Source organism: Streptomyces sp. NPDC057702, from assembly GCF_042799315.1.
GTDB lineage: Bacteria > Actinomycetota > Actinomycetes > Streptomycetales > Streptomycetaceae > Streptomyces.
In genome coordinates this window covers 28,733-51,525 of sequence record NZ_JBHVJC010000038.1, presented here as the reverse complement: position 1 = coordinate 51,525, position 22,793 = coordinate 28,733, and the positions used below count along the sequence as shown (strand labels likewise).

General features: G+C 74.3%; 19 protein-coding genes and 1 tRNA gene. 12 read left to right on the top strand and 8 right to left on the bottom strand.

Features of this window, described 5'->3' with window-relative positions; all coding sequences use genetic code 11:
- Nucleotides 1–183 precede the first annotated feature (183 nt).
- From ispD to ACFVFR_RS26045, 6 genes are all read left to right on the top strand, one after another.
- On the top strand, nt 184–963 hold the full coding sequence (gene ispD / locus ACFVFR_RS26070; RefSeq protein ID WP_383705900.1) for a 2-C-methyl-D-erythritol 4-phosphate cytidylyltransferase: 780 nt from the start codon (nt 184–186) through the stop codon (nt 961–963).
- Nucleotides 953–1,450 carry a 2-C-methyl-D-erythritol 2,4-cyclodiphosphate synthase gene (gene ispF / locus ACFVFR_RS26065; protein ID WP_383705898.1) on the top strand — a complete coding sequence of 166 codons (498 nt, stop codon included), beginning with the start codon at nt 953–955 and terminating at the stop codon, nt 1,448–1,450. Before ispD ends, ispF begins: the two co-directional genes overlap by 11 nt.
- A gap of 267 nt (nt 1,451–1,717) precedes the next feature.
- Nucleotides 1,718–2,122: a PPOX class F420-dependent oxidoreductase gene (locus ACFVFR_RS26060; protein WP_383705896.1), complete on the top strand. Its 405-nt coding sequence runs from the start codon at nt 1,718–1,720 to the stop codon at nt 2,120–2,122.
- Between the two features lie 148 nt (nt 2,123–2,270).
- Complete coding sequence (cysS, locus tag ACFVFR_RS26055; RefSeq protein ID WP_383705894.1) at nt 2,271–3,665, top strand: cysteine--tRNA ligase; 1,395 nt, start codon at nt 2,271–2,273, stop codon at nt 3,663–3,665.
- 141 nt (nt 3,666–3,806) lie between these two features.
- Complete coding sequence (rlmB, locus tag ACFVFR_RS26050) at nt 3,807–4,760, top strand: 23S rRNA (guanosine(2251)-2'-O)-methyltransferase RlmB (RefSeq protein ID WP_383705892.1); 954 nt, start codon at nt 3,807–3,809, stop codon at nt 4,758–4,760.
- Between the two features lie 333 nt (nt 4,761–5,093).
- Nucleotides 5,094–6,956 carry a DoxX family membrane protein gene (locus ACFVFR_RS26045; protein ID WP_383705890.1) on the top strand — a complete coding sequence of 621 codons (1,863 nt, stop codon included), beginning with the start codon at nt 5,094–5,096 and terminating at the stop codon, nt 6,954–6,956.
- A 482-nt stretch (nt 6,957–7,438) separates the two neighbouring features.
- Here the strand turns inward: ACFVFR_RS26045 and ACFVFR_RS26040 are convergent, their stop codons facing one another.
- From ACFVFR_RS26040 to ACFVFR_RS26030, 3 genes are all read right to left on the bottom strand, one after another.
- Entirely contained in the window at nt 7,439–8,287 is an 849-nt protein-coding gene (locus tag ACFVFR_RS26040) for an NDP-sugar synthase (RefSeq protein WP_383705888.1), read from the bottom strand.
- A gap of 101 nt (nt 8,288–8,388) precedes the next feature.
- Nucleotides 8,389–8,805, bottom strand: a complete 417-nt coding sequence (locus tag ACFVFR_RS26035) for a hypothetical protein (RefSeq protein ID WP_383705886.1) — start codon at nt 8,803–8,805, stop codon at nt 8,389–8,391.
- 433 nt (nt 8,806–9,238) lie between these two features.
- A complete protein-coding gene (locus ACFVFR_RS26030) occupies nt 9,239–10,375 on the bottom strand; it encodes an ABC transporter ATP-binding protein (RefSeq protein ID WP_383705884.1) in 1,137 nt (378 codons plus the stop codon).
- Between the two features lie 524 nt (nt 10,376–10,899).
- Between ACFVFR_RS26030 and ACFVFR_RS26025 the strand changes: the two genes are divergently transcribed.
- Nucleotides 10,900–10,972 (top strand) — tRNA-Thr (locus tag ACFVFR_RS26025).
- 254 nt (nt 10,973–11,226) lie between these two features.
- Here the strand turns inward: ACFVFR_RS26025 and ACFVFR_RS26020 are convergent.
- The gene (locus ACFVFR_RS26020) at nt 11,227–13,641 is read right to left on the bottom strand and encodes an LPXTG cell wall anchor domain-containing protein (protein WP_383705882.1); all 2,415 of its coding nucleotides are present in this window, start codon (nt 13,639–13,641) and stop codon (nt 11,227–11,229) included.
- Nucleotides 13,642–13,850: 209 nt separating this feature from the next.
- Between ACFVFR_RS26020 and ACFVFR_RS26015 the strand changes: the two genes are divergently transcribed.
- A complete protein-coding gene (locus ACFVFR_RS26015) occupies nt 13,851–14,333 on the top strand; it encodes a hypothetical protein (protein WP_383705880.1) in 483 nt (160 codons plus the stop codon).
- 127 nt (nt 14,334–14,460) lie between these two features.
- Here ACFVFR_RS26015 and ACFVFR_RS26010 read toward each other — a convergent pair whose 3' ends face one another.
- Nucleotides 14,461–15,522 carry a YncE family protein gene (locus ACFVFR_RS26010; protein WP_383705878.1) on the bottom strand — a complete coding sequence of 354 codons (1,062 nt, stop codon included), beginning with the start codon at nt 15,520–15,522 and terminating at the stop codon, nt 14,461–14,463.
- Nucleotides 15,523–15,663: 141 nt separating this feature from the next.
- Between ACFVFR_RS26010 and ACFVFR_RS26005 the strand changes: the two genes are divergently transcribed.
- The 3 genes from ACFVFR_RS26005 to ACFVFR_RS25995 all read left to right on the top strand — a co-directional run bounded on the left by ACFVFR_RS26005 (nt 15,664) and on the right by ACFVFR_RS25995 (nt 19,140).
- On the top strand, nt 15,664–16,572 hold the full coding sequence (locus ACFVFR_RS26005; protein ID WP_383705943.1) for a LysR family transcriptional regulator: 909 nt from the start codon (nt 15,664–15,666) through the stop codon (nt 16,570–16,572).
- Nucleotides 16,573–17,126: 554 nt separating this feature from the next.
- A complete protein-coding gene (locus ACFVFR_RS26000) occupies nt 17,127–17,534 on the top strand; it encodes a RidA family protein (protein WP_383705876.1) in 408 nt (135 codons plus the stop codon).
- A 697-nt stretch (nt 17,535–18,231) separates the two neighbouring features.
- On the top strand, nt 18,232–19,140 hold the full coding sequence (locus tag ACFVFR_RS25995; protein WP_383705874.1) for a hypothetical protein: 909 nt from the start codon (nt 18,232–18,234) through the stop codon (nt 19,138–19,140).
- 278 nt (nt 19,141–19,418) lie between these two features.
- Here the strand turns inward: ACFVFR_RS25995 and ACFVFR_RS25990 are convergent, their stop codons facing one another.
- Entirely contained in the window at nt 19,419–20,054 is a 636-nt protein-coding gene (locus ACFVFR_RS25990; protein WP_383705872.1) for a TetR/AcrR family transcriptional regulator, read from the bottom strand.
- A 79-nt stretch (nt 20,055–20,133) separates the two neighbouring features.
- Here ACFVFR_RS25990 and ACFVFR_RS25985 point away from each other — a divergent pair, with 79 nt between their 5' ends.
- Nucleotides 20,134–21,246, top strand: coding sequence for a TIGR03620 family F420-dependent LLM class oxidoreductase (locus ACFVFR_RS25985; protein ID WP_383705870.1), 1,113 nt, complete (start codon nt 20,134–20,136; stop codon nt 21,244–21,246).
- 311 nt (nt 21,247–21,557) lie between these two features.
- Here ACFVFR_RS25985 and crcB (ACFVFR_RS25980) read toward each other — a convergent pair whose 3' ends face one another.
- On the bottom strand, nt 21,558–21,932 hold the full coding sequence (crcB, locus tag ACFVFR_RS25980) for a fluoride efflux transporter CrcB (RefSeq protein WP_383705868.1): 375 nt from the start codon (nt 21,930–21,932) through the stop codon (nt 21,558–21,560).
- Nucleotides 21,929–22,318 (bottom strand): fluoride efflux transporter CrcB, encoded by a 390-nt coding sequence (gene crcB / locus ACFVFR_RS25975; protein WP_383705941.1) that lies wholly within the window; start codon nt 22,316–22,318, stop codon nt 21,929–21,931. Before crcB (ACFVFR_RS25975) ends, crcB (ACFVFR_RS25980) begins: the two co-directional genes overlap by 4 nt.
- Between the last annotated feature and the right edge of the window lie 475 nt (nt 22,319–22,793).

Below are 22,793 nucleotides of genomic sequence, written 5' to 3'. Positions count from 1 at the left end.
GCAAGTTCTTGCGCTTCGCTTCGACGCACTGTGTGCGGTTACATCACGTGTGCGGCGATTGGTGTGCCGGGCTCGGGCACTGGCTCGACCAGTCGTCACGGAAGGGGCTGATCGGGCCGCTGCGCCCGGCACGCTCTGGCCATACCCAACTCGGCCGAGGAAGCAAACCTGAACGCCAACGCAATGTCCGCAGCAGACCGTGCCGACTCCACCGACGAGCGCCCCGTGCGCACCGCCGCCGTCATTCCCGCCGCTGGTCGCGGTGTCCGCCTGGGCCCTGGCGCGCCCAAGGCGCTGCGCGCCCTCAACGGCACCCCCATGCTGGTCCACGCCGTGCGCGCGCTGGCCGCCTCCCGCGCCGTCTCGCTCGTGATCGTGGTCGCCCCCTCGGACGGCGCCGCCGAGGTACGCCGCCTGCTCGACGCCCACCCGCTCGCCGGGACCGTCGCCGAGAAGACCGAGGTCGTGGTCGTCCCCGGCGGACAGACCCGCCAGGAGTCCGTCCACCTGGGCCTGGCCGCACTGCCCGACGACGTCACCGCCGTCCTCGTCCACGACGCGGCGCGCCCGCTGGTGCCCGTGGACGTGGTGGACGCGGTGGCCGCCGCCGTACGCGCGGGCGCGCCCGCGGTGGTCCCCGCGCTGCCGCTGGCCGACACCGTCAAGCAGGTCGAGCCGCGCGCCGGCGGCGAGCCGGAGCCGGTCGTCGGCACCCCCGAGCGCGCCCGGCTGCGCGCCGTCCAGACCCCGCAGGGCTTCGACCGGGCCACGCTGGTCGAGGCGCACGAACGCGTCGCGCTGGAGGGCGAGGGCGCCACCGACGACGCGGGCATGGTCGAGCGCATCGGCCGCAGCGTGGTGGTCGTCCCCGGCCACGAGGAGGCGTTCAAGGTGACCCGGCCGTTGGACCTGGTCCTGGCCGAGGCGGTCCTCGCGCGCAGGAGGGCCAACGATGGCTTCTGACCAGCCCGAGATCGTGCTGCCCCAGGTGGGCGTCGGCACCGACATCCACGCCTTCGAGGAAGGGCGCGAGCTGTGGTGCGCCGGCCTGCGCTGGGAGGGGGAGGGCCCGGGGCTCGCGGGCCACTCCGACGCCGACGTCGTCGCCCACGCCGCGTGCAACGCCCTGTTCTCGGCGGCCGGCCTCGGCGACCTCGGGGCCCACTTCGGTACCGGCCGCCCCGAGTGGTCCGGCGCCTCCGGGCTGACCCTGCTGGCCGAGGCGGCCCGTATCGTGCGCGCGGCCGGCTTCACCATCGGGAACGTGGCCGTGCAGGTCATCGGCCCGCGCCCGAAGATCGGCAAGCGGCGCGAGGAGGCCCAGCGGGTGCTGTCCGAGGCGGCCGGGGCTCCGGTCTCCGTCTCCGGCGCGACCACCGACGGCCTGGGCTTTCCCGGTCGCGGCGACGGCCTGGCCGCCGTCGCGACGGCCCTGGTCGTCCGCCGCTGACCGGCCCGCGCGGGCGCGTACGCCGGATCGACCACCGACTCACGTGAGTCACCGGTCGGTCCGGGGCACCGCGCCGAAGGGCGCCGACTCACGCGAGTCGGCGCTCCCGTCGCCGGCCGCCTCGCGTGGGGGCCGCCCGCACCGCACTGCTCCGTAAGACTCACGCCTGTGGCGGGAATGCGCGACAGGGGTGGGCTGTTGGGTACCGATCGAGGTACCCGCTCCGTGATCCACAGTCCAGCGACCGACGCACCGGAAGGACACACCGTGTCAGCCGAACTCTCCGACGGCCTCAAGCGTCTCCTCGACGGTCCGGTCTTCGTGACCCTGGCGACCGTCCAGCCCGACGGGAGCCCGCAGCTCTCGGTGGTCTGGGTCAAGCGGGACGGCGACGACCTGCTGATCTCCACCACCGTCGACCGGCGCAAGGAGAGGAACATCGCGGCGGACCCCCGGGTGACCGTGCTGGTCAACCCGGCGGACGCGCCGTACACCTACGCCGAGATCCGGGGCACGGCCACCGTCACCACCGAGGGCGGCGCGGAGCTGATCGACGAGCTGTCGCTGAAGTACACGGGCAAGACGTACGCCGACTTCAACCCGCGCATCGCCGAGGACGCGCAGCGGGTCGTGGTCCGCGTGAGCCCGCGCAAGGTGGTCGGCCGGATCTGAGCCCCCGCCGCCGCGCCGGTCGGGTCGGCGCCGTCCGCAGGTCGCGGGGGCGTCACGCGGCGGCCGGAGCGCCCCGAGTGTCACGCTTCTGTGTCCCCGCGGCCCTAGGGGTCGCGGGGCACTGCCCTGTTCCGACTACCCTTGTAGCGTGACCATTCGCCTGTACGACACCAGCACCCGGCAGACCCGTGACTTCACCCCGCTCACGCCGGGCTGTGTCTCGATCTACCTCTGTGGCGCTACCGTGCAGGCCGCACCGCACATCGGGCACATCAGGTCGGGGCTCAACTTCGACATCATGCGCCGCTGGTTCAGCTACCGCGGCTACGACGTGACGTTCATCCGCAACGTCACCGACATCGACGACAAGATCCTCTCCAAGGCCGCGCAGAGCGGCGAGCCGTGGTGGTCCATCGGGTACCGCAACGAGCGCGCGTTCAACGACGCGTACGAGGCGCTCGGCTGCCTGCCGCCCACCTACGAGCCGCGCGCGACCGGGCACATCCCGGAGATGATCGAGATGATGCGCGAGCTGATCGACCGTGGCCACGCGTACGCCGTCGACGGCAACGTCTACTTCGACGTGCGGTCCTTCCCGGAGTACCTGCGGTTGTCCAACCAGGAGTTGGACAACCTGGCGAACGCCGCCGACGTGGGCGTCGGCAAGCGCGACGGGCGCGACTTCGCGATGTGGAAGGCGGCCAAGCCCGGCGAGCCGAGCTGGGCCACGCCCTGGGGCCGTGGCCGGCCCGGCTGGCACCTGGAGTGCTCGGCGATGGCGCACAAGTACCTGGGCAGCCGCTTCGACATCCACGGCGGCGGCATCGACCTGATCTTCCCGCACCACGAGAACGAGATCGCGCAGGCCAAGGCGTACGGCGACAGCTTCGCCGACTACTGGGTGCACAACGCCTGGGTGACCATGAGCGGCGAGAAGATGAGCAAGTCGCTCGGCAACTCGGTGCTGGTCTCCGAGATGGTCAAGCGCTGGCGCCCCATCGTGCTGCGCTACTACCTGGGCACCCCGCACTACCGGTCGATGATCGAGTACAGCGAGGAGGCGCTGCGCGAGGCCGAGTCCGCGTTCGCGCGGATCGAGGGCTTCGTCCAGCGCGTGGTGGAGAAGGCCGGCACGGTCGAGCCCGCCGCCGAGGTGCCGCCGGCCTTCGCGGAGGCGATGGACGAGGACCTCGGCGTCCCGCAGGCCCTGGCGATCATCCACACCACGGTCCGGCAGGGGAACTCCGCGCTGACCGCCGACGACAAGGAGTCGGCCGTCGCCCGGCTCGCCGAGGTGCGGGCCATGCTCGGCCTGCTCGGCCTGGACCCGCTGGACGAGCACTGGGCGGGCGACGGCGACCGTGGCGACGACCTGCATGGCGTGGTGGACTCGCTGGTCCGCCTCGTACTGGAGCAGCGGCAGGCCGCCCGCGCCCGCAAGGACTACGGCACGGCGGACGCCATCCGCGACCAGCTCCAGCAGTCGGGACTGGTGATCGAGGACACTCCGTCCGGGCCGCGCTGGGAGCTGGGCCCCCGCTGAGCTGCGGGAAGACAGCGAGGACCGGCACATCGGAACCGCTCGGTGTGCCGCCCCGTACGCCGGGCGGCACACTTTGCGTAACATCGACTTTTTTGCTGAGCAGTACGGGCTGAGCAGTGAGCAGTAAGAGACAGGTGACCCATGGCCGGTAACAGCCAGCGCAGGAACCGCCGCACGTCCAACAAGAAGGGCGCGACGGTCGGCAGCGGCGGCAAGCGGCGTCGGGGCCTGGAGGGCAAGGGCCCGACCCCGCCCGCCGAGATGCGCAAGGGGCACGTCAAGCAGCGCGTGGCCAACGTCAAGGCCCGGCAGGCGGCCAAGCGGCCCGCCCCGCGACGCGGCGGCCCCAAGGGCACCAACGAGCTGGTCGTCGGGCGCAACTCCGTCGTCGAGGCGCTGCGCGAGGGCGTGCCCTCGACCGCGCTGTACGTCCAGCAGTTCATCGACAGCGACGACCGGGTGCGCGAGGCCCTGCGGCTGGCGGCCGAGCGCGGCGGCATCCACCTGATGGAGGCGCCGCGACCGGAGCTCGACCGGATGACGAGCGGGCTCAACCATCAGGGCCTGGTGCTCCAGGTCCCGCCGTACGAGTACGCGCACCCCGAGGACCTGGCCGCCACGGCCTTCGACAACGGCGAGGACCCGCTGATCGTGGCCCTCGACGGGGTCACCGACCCGCGCAACCTCGGCGCGGTCGTCCGCTCGGTCTCCGCGTTCGGCGGGCACGGCGTGGTCGTGCCCGAGCGGCGCGCGGCCGGGATGACGGCCGGAGCGTGGAAGACGTCGGCGGGGACGGCGGCGCGTACGCCCGTCGCCCGCGCCACCAACCTGACGCGCACGCTGGAGGGCTACCAGAAGGCCGGGATCACGGTCATCGGCCTGGCCGCCGACGGCGAGGCCGAGCTGGCGGACGTGCAGGCGCTGGACGGCCCGCTCGTGATCGTGGTCGGCAGCGAGGGCAAGGGCCTGTCCCGTCTGGTGAGCGAGACCTGTGACCTGCGGGTCCGCATCGCGATGCCGGGTGGCGCGGAGTCCCTGAACGCGGGTGTCGCGGCGGGCGTGGTCCTGTACGAGGCGGCGCGCCGGCGCCGCTGACCGGGCCGGCTCCGCGCGGCGCCGCCGCCACGCGGCCGGCACCGCGCGGTCGGGCTCCCGGGGCGTACGCGCGGCCGGTCGGCCACGTGATGGGCGCGGCCGGCCGGGGGCGCTGGCCGGCGGGGCGTGTGGCGGGGCGGTGTGGTGCGGACGGGGCGCTCGGCCACGGAGGGGACCGCTCGTACGAGTGGGACGTGGTGGGGCCTCGGCTCGCTCCCGGTGTCCGCGGCGCGGCGCTGGCCTGCGCTTGTGGACGAGCGGGGTGGGTTTGACGGGTCTCGGACAGTTTCGGGGCGGTCAAGGCAGTGTCTTAACCGGGGGTCACTCGGTTAGATGAGCGTGGACACCAGAACACCCCGCACACCTCCGGGGGGACGCTCAGCGGGATATGACGACGAGCCGCACCTGAACATGGCGAAGGTGCCGAGCGACCCCGCGCAGGTCATCGTCAACCACGCGAGCTTCCGCGTGCGGCTCGCGACCCCCGTCAGGAGCGGCGCGCTCGCGGAGACGGCGCGGCTCGCCGCGCTCGCCGGGGCTGGTGCCGGCCTGAGGTCGCGCCCGGCCCGGCGTCGAGCCCCGGTGGTGTGGAGCGGCCGCACCAGCCCGGGTGACGGCGCGGCGACCCAACTCCTGCAGGCCGTACGGCAGTCCGAGGCGAGCCTGGCCGCCACCGCGACGACGGGCGCCACGAGCACCGTGCGCGCGGCCCGCGCGGTCGGCGCCGGCCCCTCCCCGGCGCACGGCGCCCCCGGTGGCCCCGGCGGCGACGTGGGCGCGACCCAGGTGCTGCCGCGGGTCGCCGTCGAGGAACCCCCACCCCCCGGTCAGGCCCTGGTCATCGGGCCGCGCACGCCCTACAACGACTCCGAGACCCCACCGGGCGGCACGCGCTACGCGCGCGGTCGGTTCGACGGCAGCCCGGACGCCGACGCGTTCGACGACGGCTTCGACACCGGCGAGCACACCACCGTCATCGGCCCCGTCACGGGCGCGGGCCACTGGCAGGGCGCCGCGGCGTACGCCGGTGACGCGGCGGCGGACACCGAGCACGACGACGCCCGCGCGGCCCGCAAGCGCCGCGGCTCCGACTCCGTGCGCCACGCCTACTACCCCGGGCGGCGGATGAACCTGGGCGTCGTGCTGCTCCCGCTGCGCGTCTTCCTCGGCTTCATCTCCATCTACGCGGGCATGGGCAAGCTCTGCGACCCGGTGTACTTCGACGGCGGCGAGCGCGGGTCGATGGTGATCTGGCTCCAGTCGCTGCACCCGTGGGCCGTGGCCTCGCCCCTGCGTGACTTCGCCCTTGAGCACCCGGTGGGCGCCGGCCTGACCATCGCGTTCTCGCAGGTCGTGGTCGGTGTGCTCACGGTGTTCGGGCTGTGGCAGCGGCTCGCGGCGTCGGTCGGGGCGCTGTTGTCGGCCGCGCTGCTGGTGACGGTGAGCTGGCGGACGGTGGCGGCGTACGACGCGCCCGACATCATCTACCTCGCCGCGTGGAGCCCGCTGATCATCGCCGGGGCGCCGGTCTACTCGATGGACGCCCGGCTCGCGGGCGAGGCGTGGCGCACGCTCGGGCCGCGCGTGGAGGTCCGCGACCTGCGGCGCCGCGTGCTGCGCCGGGGCTCGGTGCTCGCGGCCGTCATCACCGGCCTGACGCTGCTGATCGGCTCGATGCTCGGCGGCGCGGTGCGTTCCTCGGACACCGTGCGCGTGCCGGGTCCGAGCGAGCCGCCGACTAACCACCTGCCGGGCAAGACGCTGCCGGGCACGTCCGAGGCGAGCACGACGCCGGGCACCCGCAGCCCGGAGGGCGAGCGGTCCTCTTCGCCGTCCGCCGCCGAGGGGTCGTCGAGCCCCGCCGCGTCGGAGCCCAGCGCGGAGCGTACGCCGGGCGCCACCACCGGGCAGGTGCCGGCCCCCGGCAGCCAGCCGGCGGGGCCGAGCGGGCCGCAGGTGCGGCAGCCGCAGAGCCAGGTGGGCGGCGGCCAGACCAGCAGCCAGACCTCGGGCGCGCAGACCGCCCCGCAGGTGCGACCGGAGGCCCCGCAGTCCGCGCCGCAGCAGCAGCGACAGGCCCCGCCTCCGGACACCGACAGCGACGGTGACTTCGGCGGCGACGACGACAGCACCGGCAGCGGCGGCACCAGCGGCGGCTCGGCGGGTACGGGAGCCCTCGGCGGCCTGCTCGGCTGAACACGCGGGCGCACCGCGCCCACCACCCCCCGCCCCCCAGCAGCGGCGTCCACCCCGGGCGCCGCTGCTGTCTGTTGGGCGCGGGGGCGGGCCGGTGGCACGTGGCGGATGCCGGACGGGGGGAGGGGCGCGGTCGTCCATGGCCGGCCGTGCGGGCGGGTGTGGGGCGGTTGTTGGCGCGGTGCGGGAGCGGGGGGCGGCGCGGTCGTACGCGGCCGGCTGGGCGCCGCGTACGGGCGCCTCGCGGCGACGTGGGCCTCGCGGCCGGGGCGCGGGCGGACCGGGGCGGGTGCGGTGCGGGGGCGGTCCGGTGTCGTAGGGGGCCCCGGGGTGCGTGGGGCGGCGCGTGTGGCCCGGCCCCCCGCTGCCCCCCGTGTCCGTCATCCCGCTTGTCCTCCGGCGCGCGACCGCCGCCCGTGGCGCGGCGTTCGGTTGCTGTCCGGACCCGGTCCGGCCGCCGCTCGGCGGCTTCCGCCCCGGGCTCAGCCCTGGTCGGCGGGGCCGCCGGTGGCCAGCTCCTTCGCGGCTTCCGTGAGGTCCTTCGCGGTGTCGATGGCCCGCCAGTACGCGCCGTGCGGCAGCGGATAGCCCGCCAGCCGACGTTCGCGGGCCAGCCGGGGGAAGGTGGTGCGCTCGTGGTCGCCCCGGTCGGGGAGCAGGTCGGTGAAGTCGGCGGAGAAGACGTAGACGCCGGCGTTGATCAGGTACGGCGACGGCGGGGCCTCGATGAAGTCGAGGACGTGCCCGAACTCGTCGGTCTCCACCGCGCCCCACGGGATGCGCGGCCGGGCCAGGGCGAGGGTGGCCGCCGCGTCGCGCTCGTGGTGGAAGCCCGCCATCTCGCGCAGCGAGAACCGCGTCCAGATGTCGCCGTTGGTGGCGTACCAGGGGCGGTCGGGGTGGGGGAGCGAGGCGGCGGCGTACTTGAGGCCACCGCCTCGGCCCAGCGGCTCGTTCTCGACGACCGTGGTGACGCGCAGCGGGAGTTCGGCGCCGGCCAGCCAGTCCTGGAGCACCTCGGCGAGGTGGCCGCAGGAGACGACGGCGTCGGTGACGCCCTCGGTGGCCAGCCAGGCGAGTTGGTGGCCGATGATCGGGGTCCCGGTCCCGGGGATCTCGACCATCGGCTTGGGGCGGTCATCGGTGTACGGGCGCAGCCGCGAGCCCTGGCCGCCGGCGAGGATGACGGCCTGGGTGGGGGCGGCGGAGTCCGCGACGGGACGGGGGTCGCGCGCGGGCGCGGCGGCGTGCGCCGGTACGCCGGAGGCCGGCCGCCCCGAGGGCGTGGCGGGGCCGGCGGAGGTCGTGGGACGGAGGGGATCGTCGGTCATGGTCCGCACGATAAGTGCTGGCCGGCGCGGACGCCGACCAGCCCTCGAACCTCATGCGGTGACCGGGCGCCGGGCGGCGACGGGTGACCAGGTGCCGGGCCTCAGTTGGCCTGCGCGACGCCGGACGCGAACGAGGTGTCGCAGACGGGCCGGGAGAAGGCGTGGGCGCGGTGCGCGGCCCCGCCGTACTTGGTGACCGCGGCGCGGCCCAGCGAACGGGCGATGGTCGCGCAGTGCCGGGCGAGCGAGGGGCGTTCGGTGATCGCCTCCTGGAGGTGGGTGAGGGCCACGCCCGGATCCTTCTCCTGGAGCTCTGCCAGGAGTTGGTCGCGGAGCACCTCGTGCTGGGCACGGTGGTTGGCCTGGCTGGAGGCGTTCTCGGAGGAGGCGGTGAGCACCGAGTCGCCGGACTTCCCGGCCCACGGCACGGCGGTGACCGCCAGCGAGCCGGAGAGCACGAGAACGACGGGGAGGACGAAGGCGAGGGTTCTGCCGATACGGCGGGCGGCCTGGTTCATGCCCGCGATCGTAGCGAGGGGTGATGATTTGGCGACATTTAGTCACCCTGTCGGGGGATGGCATGGCATCCACATGCGATTCGGATGTTGACGCACGCGAGTCGAAACGGCCGTTCTGCCGGGATTCTCACGCGACCGCGCCGCGCGTCCACGGGGTGCTGGACGCGCGGCGCGTCGGCTGTCGACGCCTCGCGTCCCCCGGGTGTGCCCCCGGCCTCCGCCCGGAAATCCGCCCGTACGGGGGCCGGTGGGCCCGCCGTCGGAGCGACCTGGGGCGACCGGTGCCGACCGTCCGTGGACGCCTCCGCCCTCCGTACGAGCCGGCCTGCGCCCGACCGTCGAGCGGCGGGGGCGGTCGTACGTAGCGCGGGCTGAGCGGGGTGGGGCTGACCGGGACCCGGGGCCGGAGTTCCGGGCCCCGGGTGCGGCGGGGTCAGTCGGAGAGGCGCTCGCCGGTGGAGGTGGCGAAGACGTGGGTCTCGCCGGCGCGCGGCACGACGTGCACCACGGAGCCCTTCTCGGGCACGTGCCGACCGCCCACGCGGACCACCAGGTCCTTGAGCGAGCCGCCGACCTCGGCGCTGCCGTAGACGTAGCCGTCGGCGCCGAGTTCCTCCACCACGTTGACCGTGACCGCGAGGCCGGCCGGGGCGTCGCTGGTGGGCTTGCTGAGCGTCTTGGCGGCGGCGCTGCCCTGCTCGACGATGTCGAAGTGCTCCGGGCGGACGCCGACGGTGACCGTCGTGTCGCCCTTGTCGGCCGCGGCGGTGAGGAACTCGCGGCTGACGGGGACGACGCTGTTGCCGAACTTCACGCCGCCGTCGGTGATCGGCACCTCGACCAGGTTCATGGCCGGCGAGCCGATGAAGCCGGCGACGAAGAGGTTGGCCGGGCGGTCGTACATGTTGCGCGGCGAGTCCACCTGCTGGAGCAGGCCGTCCTTGAGGACCGCGACCCGGTCGCCCATGGTCATGGCCTCGACCTGGTCGTGGGTGACGTAGACGGTGGTGATCCCGAGGCGCCGCTGGAGGCTGGCGATCTGGGTACGGGTCTGGACGCGGAGCTTGGCGTCGAGGTTGGACAGCGGCTCGTCCATGAGGAAGACCTGCGGCTCCCGCACGATCGCCCGACCCATCGCGACACGCTGGCGCTGGCCGCCGGAGAGCGCCTTGGGCTTGCGGCCCAGGTACTCGGTGAGGTCCAGGATCTTCGCCGCGTCCTCGACCTTCTGCCGGATCTCGCTCTTGCTGACGCCGGCGATCTTGAGCGCGAAGCCCATGTTGTCGGCGACGGTCATGTGCGGGTAGAGCGCGTAGTTCTGGAACACCATGGCGATGTCCCGGTCCTTGGGCGGGAGGTGGGTGACGTCCCGGTCGCCGATGCGGATCGCGCCGCCGTTGACGTCCTCAAGCCCCGCGAGCATGCGCAGCGAGGTGGACTTGCCACAGCCGGAGGGTCCGACGAGGACGAGGAACTCGCCGTCCTCGATGTCGATCTCCAGCTGGTCGACGGCGGGCTTGTCGGAACCCGGGTAGACGCGCGTCGCCTTGTCGTACGTGACCGTAGCCATGGTGTTTCCCTTCACCGGCAGGAACGTGCCGGACGATCCGAGTAAAGGTCGAGCGGAGCCTTCCGCGCGCCGACGACGGCGGGGGAAGGGGTCTAGTCCACTGACCAGACTTGCGGTGACGGTACCTGGCCAGGGCGTCCGTGTCAGTAGCCACCGCCGGAGAAGTTCCGGCGGGCCGCGCCGCGCCTGCCGGCGGAGAGTGGCTGGTGGGAGCGGGCCCGGCCGGGGGCGGCGGCCCGGGCCGCGCGCCGGGGGCGCCTGCCCGGCGGGTGGGGGGCCTGGCGGCGCGGGGGTGGCACCTGCTGGTGCGGCGGGGCTGACGCGGGGTGAGCCTTCGGCGGGCTGCCCGTCGCTCGGCGCTCGCCGCCCGGCGGCGTGATGGGCGGATGCGGGTGGCCGGCCGAGTGGGGGCGGGCCGCCGGGCACGTCGTGTGGCGGGGGCCGGGCGCGGAGTGGTGGATCTCCGGGGCGGGGGAAATTCTCGACGGGGCACGGCGCCCACGTGGGTACACTGCTGGGGATGCGCCGACTTAGCTCAGCTGGTAGAGCACCGCTCTTGTAAAGCGAAGGTCGTCGGTTCGAACCCGACAGTCGGCTCTGTGCGCTGATCAGCGCGGAACGCCCCGGACCCTGGGTTGGGTCCGGGGCGTTCGGTTTTCGGGAGTGCGGTGGCCGTCGCCGTTCGCGGTGGGGTGGCCGTCCGCGCGAGCGGTGCCGGTCGCTGTTCGGGTGCCGGGGTCCTCGGTGGCGCCGTGGTCCGTCTTCGTGCGCGGGGTGGGGCGCCGTGTGGGGTGTCGTGGGCGCGCGTGGTCCCGCCCCCTGGTGGGGGCGGGGCCGGTGGGGGGCTCGGGTCAGCGCCTGGTGGTGGTGCGGCGGCGTACCCACCAGGTCAGGGTGGCGCCGGCTGCCGCCAGGGCGGCAGCCAGGCCGGCGATGAGGGTGATGGGGGTGTCGGAACCGGTGTCGGGGAGCTGCCCGCCCTGGTCGCTGGGCCTGGTGGACGGGTCGGGGACGTGCGCGGCCGGCGGTGTGGTCGGCTGGCCCGGGTCCGTCGGCGAGGGGGTCGGGGTGCTGGTCTCGGATTCCGAGGGGGTGGGGGACGGCGTCGGGGTGGGGCTGGGGCCGGGCTGGTCCCCGCCGCCGGGGGCGACCTGGTCGGCGCTGCCACCCAGATAGGCGGTCTCCGTGTTCCGGTACGCGGTCTCCGATGTCACCGATGTCTTCGTGGTCCGGTCCAGTCGCGGGTTCTCCGTGGTGAAGCGGGTCTGGCTGATGTTCCGCTTCGGGGCTTTGGAGAAGTCCACTCCGCCCACGACGAAGGTGTAGATCGTTCCGCCGTTCTCCCACTTGTAGGTGAACTCGCCCTCGGTGAAGGACTTTCGTGCCTGTTCCCACACCGTGCGCTTGTCCCACTTCTCGTGCGGAGCGCGGAGCGGCCACCGCTTCAGGTCGTTGCTGTTGATGATCGTCCGGAATTCGGTTGCCTTCTTCGCGTCCTGCTGGCGCACCCACTCCGCGGCGACCCGCGAGCGGTACACCGTGCGCAGGTCCCGGTACTTCGCGTCGGTGTTGACCTGCTTCTCGACCGTGGGGATGATCAGCTGTTTCATCAGTTCGAGGCCGCGTTCGCGCTGTTCCTTCGTCAGCTTCTTGTCGCACCTCTCGCCGGGCACCGGGGTGTCGAAGTCCATCCGCGCGGTGTTGACCTTCAGCGGCGCGTCCAGAATGTAGATGCCGCCGTCCTGTTCACGCACCTTCGCCGGATGCGGGACGATCCAGTTCCGTCCGGACCCCCAGCACGGCGTGCCGTCGACTTTCGGGGCGGCGTTCATGAACTCGCGGCCGGGGGACTTGTTCGGGTCCATGGCCCGCGCCCAGTCCCGTTTCATCTCCATGTCGGCTTCCAGCAGGATTCTGCCGGCGTCGGTGTGGGCGAACGCGTTGTCCATGATCTTGTCAGGCTGGTCCGGGTTGAGATTGACCCACATGCGGTCGGGGGTGAGCGCGAGCCAGGTGAAGAACGCGTCCGAGGCCAGCGTGAGGGCCTTTTCGCCGCCGTAGCCGGGTTCGGCGTCCTCGTTCGGTACGTAGCCGGCCCTGAACGAGTAGTCGATTCCCCTGCTCTTGGTGGGGTGCCCCACGTAGTTCAGTTCCAGGGTGGAGAAGTCCACCCCGCCCGGCCGGCCGAATCCGCCGCGTGTGTTCGCCCCCTGGTACATCTTCTGCAGGGCCTTGGCCTCGGCCTGGTTCTGCCCCTGTCGGTAGGCGGCGTCCGCCAGGGGGCCACCGGTGCCCACCCGGGTCGGGGACGGGTTGAAGTGCGGGTGGTACCGGGTGTACTGGTTCGGCTTCCACCGGGGGACCGCGTTCGAGCGCTGCTCGCGGATGGTGACCCCGTTGGACCGGCCGGTCTCCCGCTGCCGCTGCGCGTTGAACTTCCGGTAGGTGTCGCGGGTGTTCTTGGTGACCTTCTCGCCCATCACCATCCGCAGGCTGTGGTTGGGGTAGTCGGGGGAGCGCAGAATGTGTCGATCCCACCGCAGCTGCCTGGGAATGTGCTTGCCGTTGGACTTGAACTCCCCGAACTCCCTGGTCTCCCTGTTGTAGAAGTCGTAGATCCGCACGGCCTGCTTGCCGGTCTTCGGGTCGATGACCGGCTTGCCGTTCTTGTCGGTCACCGGGACCCTGACCTCGCACAGCCAGTCCGGGCCCACCATGCGGAACTTCTGGACCATCTCCCGGGCGAACGCGTGCCCCTTGGTCCGGTTGAACTCGTTTCCGGCGATCCGCACGTCCACGTAGCGGCTGAAGTCACGGATCGTGGTCTTGTTGTTCTTCGCGAGGTTCTGTCCGTAGCGGGCGTAGATCTCCAGCACCCGGTACTTGGTGTTTCCGGACTGCTCGTACTTCGTCTTCCACTTGTCGATATCCGCCCGGGTGTTCCCCGCCAGCTTCTGCTGGTCCGCGGTCGGTGCCTTCAGGCCGTCGTAGGCGCGGGAGGGGTTGTCGGCGAAGTACGGCGACCACTCGCCTTCCGGGCTGACGCTGAACTGCTGGTTCTTCCCCTGAATTCCCGATCCGGCGACCGGGGCGCCGTACGTCCGGTTCAGATAGAGCTGGTCGCAGCGCTTGCCGGTCAGATTCGGGGCGGCGACGGCCGGTGGGGCGAGTGCCGGTAGGCCGGAGACGAGTAATCCGGCCGAGGCGAACAGCGCCACCGACAAGGCCGTGCGGCGGCGCGCGCGCACGGGGACGAGTGTTCTCACGACGTGTCCCTGATCCTGGGGGCGCGTGGGGCGGGGTGCGGCCGCGCGGGCCCCCGTACCACGCGCCAGCCGCATGACATCTCATGGAACGCGTCAACGAGCCCGGTAAAAAGCTCCGTTGCTCAACATTCACAACAACGAGCTTCAATTCCAGGGGAGTTGATGATCGTCAATTGCCTTTCGGGTCGGCTGACCTATCCTGGCGCGCTATGGACGAGACATCGCCGACCGCGGGTGCGGCCGAACTGGCCGCCTGGTTGACGGACCGGTCCCGGCGGTTCGACCGCTGGTGTGAGGAGACCGGGGCGCCGGAGGGGACCTGGGACTTCTCCCCGGCCTCGCTGGTGACCCTGGAGGCGTTGGTGCGGGCCCGCTACGAGGGTGAACGGCAGGTCCACGAGGATCGGACGGGCCCCTTTCTCCAGGGGACCTGCTGGTACGTGGGCGAGGTCGCCGTGCGGCACCGTGGCCGGCGGTGGCGGTACGAGCCGTTCGCCGTGGCCGGCGCGCCCCTGCCGGCGCTCTTCGGATCCGGGCAGCCCGGCGTGATCGACACGCCCACCGTGGCCGCTCCCCGCGCGGGGAAGGGGCAGGGAGTCGACCCGTTCGGGCTGGTGCTGACCCTGTTCTGGGACCTGGATGACGACGACGAGCCGATCGAGGCCCACCTCGGCGACGTGCTCGACGACTAGCGCCCGCCCGACCGCTCTCCCTGGTGTCCTGACTGGTCAACCGCGGTGGCAGGGAGGCGGGGGCGGGGTGGTGGGGCGCGCGGGGGAGGGCCGTGGTGGTCTCCGTGCGCGCCCGTGGCGGGCGGGGTCAGGCGGTACGCGGGATGTAGGCCAGGCCGTGCGCGCCGGGTTCGCCGCGCCGGGGGACGGTCAGTTGGGCCAGGGGGGCCAGGGTCTCCAGGTCGATCACCGCCACGGTGGAGGACGCGGCGCAGGCGACGTAGCCGAGGCGGCCGTCGGGTGACGAGGTGATGGTCAGGGGCGCCTGGCCGACCTCGACGCTTCCGAGCCGGCGGTGGTCGTCGGTCGCGAAGACCGTGAGTCGTCCGGGCGCGTGCCGACCGAGGGTGGAGGCCGGGTCGTGCTCCATACGGACCTCGCCGACCAGCAGTTTCCCGCTGGTGGTGGCGTGCACGGGGAGCATGACGTGGTCGGTGGGGAGGGTGTCGGTCACGGTGGCGGTACGCGGGTCGACGACGCGGACGCCGGGGGTCGGGCGTGTACCGGTGCTGCCTTGGCCGCCGCTGAACGAGGCGTAGGGGGCGGCGACGAACAGCTTGGAGCCGTCGGCGGCGAAGGACAGGCCCTCGCTGCCGGGGACCTCGACCTTCGCGGTGAGGGTGCCGCTGTCGAGGTCCACGAGGGAGACGAAGGGCGCCTCCTTGTTGCTGGCGCATCCCACGGTGCCCGTGGGATCGATGACGAACCAGTGCGGGCCGGGCGCGTCGGTGTCGATGCGTCCGACGGGGCGGCGCGTGGCGGTGTCGATGACCACGACGCCGCCGGGGCGGTCGGCCGACCCCTCGACGCTGACGTAGAGCCGGCCGCGCACGGTGTCGAGCGCCAGGCCGTGCGGGCCGTGCTCGGGGGCGAGGTCGATGACCTCGACGACGGCGTGGGTGTCGGCGTCGATGACGGTCAGCTCGCTCCGTCGGCCGCTGTTGGCGTGGTAGTAGCCCGAGCGGTAGGTGGTCGTGCACCACAGGAGGCGCTGGGTGGGGTCGAAGCACAGCTCGTGGGGCTCGGCGAGGACCTCGACGGTGTCCAGGTGCCGGTCGGTGGCGGCGTCGTAGAACGAGACGGTGGGGCCGCTCTGGCTGACCACGGCCAGGACGTCGCCGGCCGACTGGGCGCGGACGGACTGCTGCACGGTGTTCTCCCGGTGGGTGGATGTCCCGCTCTCGTGCGGGCCCCTCCACTCTCGACAGCCGGCCCCGTCGCGGGCAATGCAAAGATGAGCACGGCATTGTTGCGCTCAGCGGAATAACCCGGGACGGGCGGTACGTACGTGGTGGACCTGAACCTGCTGCGGGCGCTGGACGCGCTGCTCCAGGAGAACAGCGTGACCCGGGCCGCCGAGCGGTTGGGCACCTCGCCCGCCGCGGCCAGCCGCATGCTCGCCAAGCTGCGCCGGGCGGCCGGCGATCCGCTGCTGGTACGGGCCGGGCAGGAGCTGGTGCCCACCCCGCGCGCGCTGGAGCTGCGCGAGGAGGTGAGTGCGCTGGTGCGGCGCTCGGACGCGCTGTTCCGACCGTCGGCGGCGTTCGACGTGGCGGGGCTGCGACGTACGTTCACCGTCCAGGCCGGCGACCTGTTGCTGACCGGGCTGGCGGGACCGCTGCTGGAACGGGTGCGTGCCGAGGCGCCGCTGGTGGACGTCGTGTTCCTGGCGGAGGCGTTGGAGGGCGGGCCCGCGCTGCGGCAGGGCCAGGCCGATCTGGAGTTGGGCGTGCTCGGACACCTCGATCCGGAGACCCGGTCCCACACGCTGGCCCGGCTGCCGATGCTGGGCGTCGCGCGGGCCGGCCACCGGCTGTTCGACGGTCCGATCGACGCGCGGAGCTTCGCCGAGGCCGACCACATCGGGGTCTCCCGGCTCGGCAAGCGACACGGCCCGATCGACGCCGAACTCGCCCGGCTGGGCCTGCGCCGGCGGGTGGCCGTCGTGGTGCCCAGCTACACCAGCGCCCTGATGCTGGCCAGCGGCGGCGACCTGGTCTCGCTCACGGTCGCCGAGTGGCTGCCCGAGGCCATGGCCGCCCTGGGGCTGCGCACGTTCGCGCTGCCGCTGGGCCTGCCGCCGGTGGAGATCGGCATGGCCTGGCACCCGCGCAACTCCGCCGACCACGCGCACCGGTGGTTCCGCGCACACGTCAGGGCGGTGGCCGGCGCGGTCCTGGGCGGCCCGCCCCGCACCTGAGCCGACGCCCGCCGGCCTGGGCCTCGGCCCCTGCCGCGCCCCGGCGTACGCCCCCGGATCGGCCTCGGTGTGGGTGGCCGTGGCGGGGTGGGGGCGGGCGTGCGCCTGTGTCCGGCGTGGGCGTGCGCGTCGACCTGGCCTCGGGGTGGGCCCGGCCTCGGGGTGGGTGTGCGTGCGGGTGGCGGCCTCGGCGTGCGCGTCGGTCCCGGTCCTCGTCCCGGCGCTCGACCCGGCTCGGCCACGGGGCGTGGGGTGGCGGCGGGGTGGGCTGGCGTGCTGTCGGGGGCGGGGGGAAACACGGTGGCTCGGGGCTCGCCGGGCGTGGCAGGGTGGCGGTGTTCGTCCGTCCGCCGCCCCTTCGGGCCGCGCGGGTCGCTGATCCCGGCCGTCCCACCGGTGCCCCTTCCGCTCACCGGTGGCCGCCTCGTTCGCGGCCGGCGCCCCGGGCGGGTGTCGTGCGGTCGCCGGCGTACGCCCGCACCGTGGGCCGGCGACGCGCACGCGGTCGGGCGACCGGTTCGCCCGCCCCACCGTCGCCCCACGAGGAGTACGCCGTGGCCCGTGCCGTCACGCTCATCCGTTCCGCGTCGCTGTCCGACGTCGCCGAGTACGCGTACGCCGCCACGGCCCCGGTCGAGGCGCGGCTGATCTTCCTGGCCGGGGCCTGCCCGCTGCGCGCGGACGGGAGTACGGCGGCCGTGGGCGACTACGCGGGGCAGGCGGCCGTCGCGCTGGAGAACCTGCGGACCGCGCTCGCGGACGCGGGGGCGGAGCTGACGGACGTGATCAGCACCCGCGTCCTGGTGGCCTCGGGGCGTCAGGCGGATCTGGTGGCCGCCTGGGAGGTGGTCAGGGACGGGTTCGGCGCGCACGACGTGCCGAGCACGCTCATGGGCGTCACCGTGCTCGGGTACGACGACCAGCTCGTGGAGATCGAGTCCGTGGCCGCGGTGGTGGACTGAACCGCGTCGGTGGGCCGTACCGCTCGGTGGGCCGGACCGCGTCGGTGGGCCGGACCGCGGTGGATGGGCTGCGGCGCGGAAGTGGGGTGAGCCGCGTGGGTGGGGCGCACCGCCGCCGACCTCGGAGCCGTGGGCCGGCGCGTGTCCTGGTCCCGGCGCGGGGCGGGCGCGGGCGCTCGGTGGGCGGCCTGCGGGCGGCCTGAGGCGGGGGTGGTCCGGGGTGGGCCGGGTGCGCGCGGGGCTCGGTCGGCTCGCGCGGGACGCTCGGGCTCGCCTCGGCGCCAAGGGAGAATCCCCGTCGCGCCTCGGAAATCCCTCACCTTATCGGTTGAAACCCTTTGATACATAGGCGTTCCGTGCGTCGTGGCGATCGCCGGTCCGGGGCGCCCGGGGGCGAAGTCCCGTCGTTTCCGGGTGGGTTGGGCGGTGGCCCGGCGACGGAGGGGGGCCGTCCGTGTGGGCCGTGTCGGACGCCTGTCGGGGCCATCGGTATCGGTGCTGGTGGCACACGGTGGCGGTGGCGCGTGGTGGCGGTGGCCGAGACGCGCAGGGCACATGCCTCCGGCGTTATGCGCACCTCGTCCGAATGACGGCCACGCCTGGCCGGAATCCGTACGGCGCTGTTCCCTCGTTCCGCCCCCAGGCACTAGCCATGAAAGGGGTGGGAGACGCCCGCCTTGGCGAGAGACGAGGTGTCATGACCGGTGCGCGTGTGGATTCGGACGACGGGCTGCGTGGAAAGGCCCGCTTCGATGAGATCTACAACCTGCCCGATCCCCGCGGGTACTTCCGTACCCTGCGGCCTCTGGCTTACCAGATCCCCCAGCACGCGCAAGAGGTCTTTCAGCAACTCCTGGCCGCGCGCCGCCTGGCCGACGCGGCCACGTCCCAGCCCGCCGAGCGCCCGCCGACCGTGGTGGACCTGTGCTGCTCGTACGGCATCAACGCGGCGCTGCTCAACCACAAGGTGACGCTGGACGAGCTGTACGAGCGGTACACCGACCCACGGATCGCGCGCCTGAGCTCCTCCCAACTCGTCGCCGAGGACCGGGAGTTCTTCGCCGAGCGGCGGCTGCCGGAGGCCGCCCGGGCGGTCGGGCTCGACGCGGCGGGCCGGGCCGTGGGGTACGCGCGCTCCGTGGGGCTCCTCGACGAGGCGTTCGGCGAGGACCTGGAGCGCTCCGCGCCGGGGCCGGCGCTGCGCCGGGCGGTGGCGCCTGCCGGGCTCATCACGGTCACCGGGGGCATCGGCTACATCACCAGCCGCACGGTCTCCCGGCTGGCCGAGGCGACGGAGAGGCCGCTGTGGGTGGCGGCGTTCGTCCTGCGGGGAGTGTCGTACGCGCCGGTCGCGGAGGCGCTGCGCAAGCTCGGCCTCATCACGGAGACGGCCGGCCCCGAACGCACCTTCGTGCAGCGCCGGTTCGCCGACGTGGCCGAGCGGCGGCACGCGATCGCCGGGGTGGTGGCGGCCGGCGCCGATCCGCGCGGCAAGGAGGACGAGGGCTACTACCACGCGCAGTTGTACGTCTCGCGGCCGGCGGCCCACGCGTCGGCCTTCCCGCTCGCGGACTTCGTCCAAGGCGGCACCGCCGCGCCCCGGTGAGCGCGGCCTCGCGGGGCGGCCGACCCACGGGGTGACGGCTTCGCGCGGTGGGCCACGGAGCGCCGGGCGGAGCGGGCCGCGGGGTGATCGCGCTGGGCTGGCGGGTCGCCGGGGGTGTGCTGGTGCCGGGTGGTCTCGCGGGGCGGGCCGGCTGGGGCGGTTCGTGGCGGGTGGTTCCGCCGGGGCGGTGGTGGGTGGCCGGCGGCTCCGCCGGGGCGTGGTGGTGGGTGACGGGTGGTGCTGCGGGGTGCGGCGGTGGGTGGCGGTGGGTGGCGGGGTCAGCGTGGGCGGATGCCGTCGAAGAGAAGGTTGAGGAGGCGGGGTGTGGTGTCCGGGGTGCCGGTGGTTTCGTTCACCCAGGCGACGGCCGTGGCCAGGCGGATGAGTTCGGACGCGGTCAGGTCGGCCCGCGCCTGGCCGTGCCGGCGCGCGTGGTCCAGCAGTTCGGCGGCGGCCCGTTCGACGGCGTGGCAGCGCGCGCCGAGCGGGCCGTCGGCCGTGTGGGAGGCGCGGGCGTAGCTGGTGGCGAGCCCGCGGTAGCGGGTGATGTGGCGTACCAGCGCGGTGACCCACCGCGCGAGCGCGTCCGTGGCCGGCGCGGCGGGGGGTGCGGGCGCGCCTGGAGTGGTGGGTGGGGGCGCGGTGGCGAGGAGTTCGGTGGCCAGGTTCGCCAGGTCGTCCAGGCTCTGGCCGACCACCTCGGCCGTCAGCGCCTCCTTGTCGGGGAAGTGGCGCCACAGCGTGCCCGGTCCGACGCCGGCGCGGCGGGCGATGTCGTTCATCGCCGCCGCCTCCGTCCCGACCTCGTCGAAGAGTGCCGCCGCCGCCTCGACCAGTCGCGCCCGGTTGCGTCGTGCGTCCTTGCGGCGGGGTGTGCCGTTCGGCGCGTCGCTCGGCATGCCGCTCTCTCCCATCGCTTCCCCTTCGTCGTACCGGAGTGGCGCTCCGGTACGATGTGGAGCGCCACTCCGGATTCTACTGGGGAGATCGTCCATGAAGCCGACCGTGCCGCCCCCGTCCACCACGCCCACCCCGCCGGCCGCACCGCCCCCGGCCGGCCCGCTGCCCGGGGCACCCGCCTCGGCTGGCTCACCCGACTCGCCCGGGGCGGCCGCCCTGTCCGGCTCACCCGCCTCGTCCGGCTCCGCCCCGCCCGCCTCGGCGGGTCTCGCGGCCCTCCCGCCGCTGGGGGCCGTGGGCCTGTGGGTGCCGGGCGTGGACCTGCGTCCGCCGGCCGCGTCCGCCGAGGCCGCGGTCGAGATCGAGGAGCTGGGTTACGGCGCCCTCTGGCTCAGCGAGGGGCTGGTCCGCGATCCGTTCATGGAGGTGGCCACGTTGCTGGGGGCCACCCGCTCGCTCGTGGTGGGGACGGGCATCGCGGTGATCTGGGGGCGCCATCCGCGTACGGTCCGGGCGCAGGCCCGCGCGCTGCTCGACGCCCACCCGGGCCGCTTCGTGCTCGGGCTCGGCACCTCGCACGCGCGGCTGGTCGAAGGCGTCCTCGGCCTGCGGTACGAGCGGCCTCTGACGGCCCTGCGCGAGCATCTCGACCGCCTCGACGAGGTGGACCCGGTGCTCGCGCTGGCCGGGCTCGACGACGGTTTCGCGGCCGAGGCGCCGCGCGCTCCCCGGCTGCTCGCCGCGCTCGGCCCGCGAGCTGTGGAGTTGGCCCGGGACCGGTCGGCCGGCGCGTTCTCCTACCTGGTCACGCCCGAGCACACGGCGCGGGCCCGCGCGGTGCTCGGCCCCGGGCCCGCGCTGGTCGTGGAGCAGGCCGTGGTGGTGGGGCTGCCCGCCGACGTGGCGCGGGACAGGGCGCGCCAGCACGTCGCGGGCTATCTGCCGGCCGCGCCCTACCGGGCCAGTTGGCGGCGGCTCGGCTTCACGGAGGCGGACTTCGCCGACGGCGGCAGTGACCGGTTGGTGGACGCGTTGGTGGCGATCGGCGAGGACGTGGCCGCGGAGCGGGTGGGCGCCCACCTGGCGGCGGGCGCCGACCACGTCTGCCTCCAGGCCCTGCCGGCGAGCACGCCCGAACTCCCACTGGACCAGTGGCGCGTCCTCGCGCCTCTCACCCGGCGGACGGAGGCGCGGCCCGGCGGCTGAGGGCGCGGAGCGTGCGCGGTGGTGCGCGGGGGGGGCTGGTCTGACTGGTTCACGGTGCGGGGCGGAGCCGTTCACCCGGTTCGGGCCGCGTGCGGGGGCCTGGCTCGTCGGGCCTGGTTCGGGGCGCGGGGTGGTGCTCCTCGCCGGGCCTGGTTCGGGTGGGTGCCGGACGCGTCGCCGGGCCTGGTTCGGGGCGCGCGGGGGGTTACGGGCGCGTGGTGGGGCCGCCTCGGGTGGTGGTGGGTGCTGGGTGGCGGCTGCGGGCCCGGGGCGGGAGTGGGCCCGCTCCGGGCCGGCGTGCGCGGGGCGCGTCAGCCCCAGAGGGCGCGGGCCAGGGCCGCGCCCGCGAACGCCGCGCCGAGGCCGGCCAGCAGGGTGGCGGCGACGTTGGCGGCGGCGAAGCCCCGGTGGTGGGTCTCGGTGAGCCGCAGGGTCTCGTACGAGAACGTGGAGTACGTGGTGAGCGCCCCGCACAGCCCCGTACCGAGCAGCGCCTGCCAGCGCGAGCCGGCGGCGCCCGCGACGACGGCACCCGTGACGAGCCCGAGCACCAGGCTTCCGACGACGTTGACCAGGAACGTTCCCCAGGGGATGGCCGTGCGGTAGCGGGCGCGCACCTGTTGGTCGGTCAGGTAGCGCAGCGGGGCGCCCACCGCCGCGCCGATGATGACCAGCAGCCATGTCATGCCCGGGCCCGCCGTCCCGCCAGTGCCCGGTCGGTGACGGCCACCGCGCCCCAGACCGCCGCCAGCGCCGCCAGCGGGGTGAGCGCCAGATAGCTGACGGCGGTGGCGATCCGCCCGTCGTGCGTGAGGCGTTCCACGTCCACGGCGTACGTCGAGAACGTGGTGAACCCGCCGAGTACGCCGGTGGCCACGAAGGGTCGGACGAGCGGCGGTGCGTGCCACGCCTCCTGGAGGACGACGAGGAAGACGCCGATGAGCGCGCAGCCGACGACGTTGACGCACAGCGTCGTCCACGGGAAGGCGTGCGGCGCGGTGGGCCACAGCAGCCCGGCCCCGTAACGGGCGCTGGCCCCGAGCGCCCCGCCGGCGGCGACCACCGCGACCACCTCCCAGCGGGTGCCCGTCTTCGGCCGGCCGAGGAACGGGGGGAGCGGGGCCGACTCGGCCGCCTGGGCCCCGTGCGGGGGGCTCGGTGGCCTCTCCGCTGACGTGGCGGGGGAGCCGGCCGGGGCGGCTGGCGGCGGCGTGGGACGCGGGTGTGCGTCCGGGGTGCGCGGGGTGGGGTGCGCGGGGTCCGCGCCCGGGTCGGCCGGGTGTGCGGGGCGCGGGTCCGGCGTGGCGGGGTGCGGGTCCCCGGGATGCGGGTCCCCCGGGCGGGGGTCGCTGGAGTGGGGGCCCCCGGGGCTCGGGCCGGCCTTGGCGGGGCGGGGGTCCGGGTCGGGGCCGCCCGTCGTCGGGTGGCGGGGGTCGGGCACGAGCGGTCTCCTACGCGGTGGGCGCGGCACCCCGGCCAGGGGTCGCGGTGCGGGACCCCTGGCCGGGTCGGGGCCGGGTCGGGGGCTGCGGTCGGACGCGGGCCGG

Coding starts and splice junctions, on each gene's coding strand:
- ispD (WP_383705900.1), top strand. CDS start 184: ATGTCCGCAGCAGACCGTGCCGACTCCACCGACGAGCGCCCCGTGCGC.
- ispF (WP_383705898.1), top strand. CDS start 953: ATGGCTTCTGACCAGCCCGAGATCGTGCTGCCCCAGGTGGGCGTCGGC.
- rlmB (WP_383705892.1), top strand. CDS start 3,807: ATGGCCGGTAACAGCCAGCGCAGGAACCGCCGCACGTCCAACAAGAAG.
- ACFVFR_RS26045 (WP_383705890.1), top strand. CDS start 5,094: ATGAGCGTGGACACCAGAACACCCCGCACACCTCCGGGGGGACGCTCA.
- ACFVFR_RS26040 (WP_383705888.1), bottom strand. CDS start 8,287: ATGACCGACGATCCCCTCCGTCCCACGACCTCCGCCGGCCCCGCCACG.
- ACFVFR_RS26035 (WP_383705886.1), bottom strand. CDS start 8,805: ATGAACCAGGCCGCCCGCCGTATCGGCAGAACCCTCGCCTTCGTCCTC.
- ACFVFR_RS26030 (WP_383705884.1), bottom strand. CDS start 10,375: ATGGCTACGGTCACGTACGACAAGGCGACGCGCGTCTACCCGGGTTCC.
- ACFVFR_RS26015 (WP_383705880.1), top strand. CDS start 13,851: ATGGACGAGACATCGCCGACCGCGGGTGCGGCCGAACTGGCCGCCTGG.
- ACFVFR_RS25995 (WP_383705874.1), top strand. CDS start 18,232: ATGACCGGTGCGCGTGTGGATTCGGACGACGGGCTGCGTGGAAAGGCC.
- ACFVFR_RS25990 (WP_383705872.1), bottom strand. CDS start 20,054: ATGGGAGAGAGCGGCATGCCGAGCGACGCGCCGAACGGCACACCCCGC.
- ACFVFR_RS25985 (WP_383705870.1), top strand. CDS start 20,134: ATGAAGCCGACCGTGCCGCCCCCGTCCACCACGCCCACCCCGCCGGCC.
- crcB (WP_383705868.1), bottom strand. CDS start 21,932: ATGACATGGCTGCTGGTCATCATCGGCGCGGCGGTGGGCGCCCCGCTG.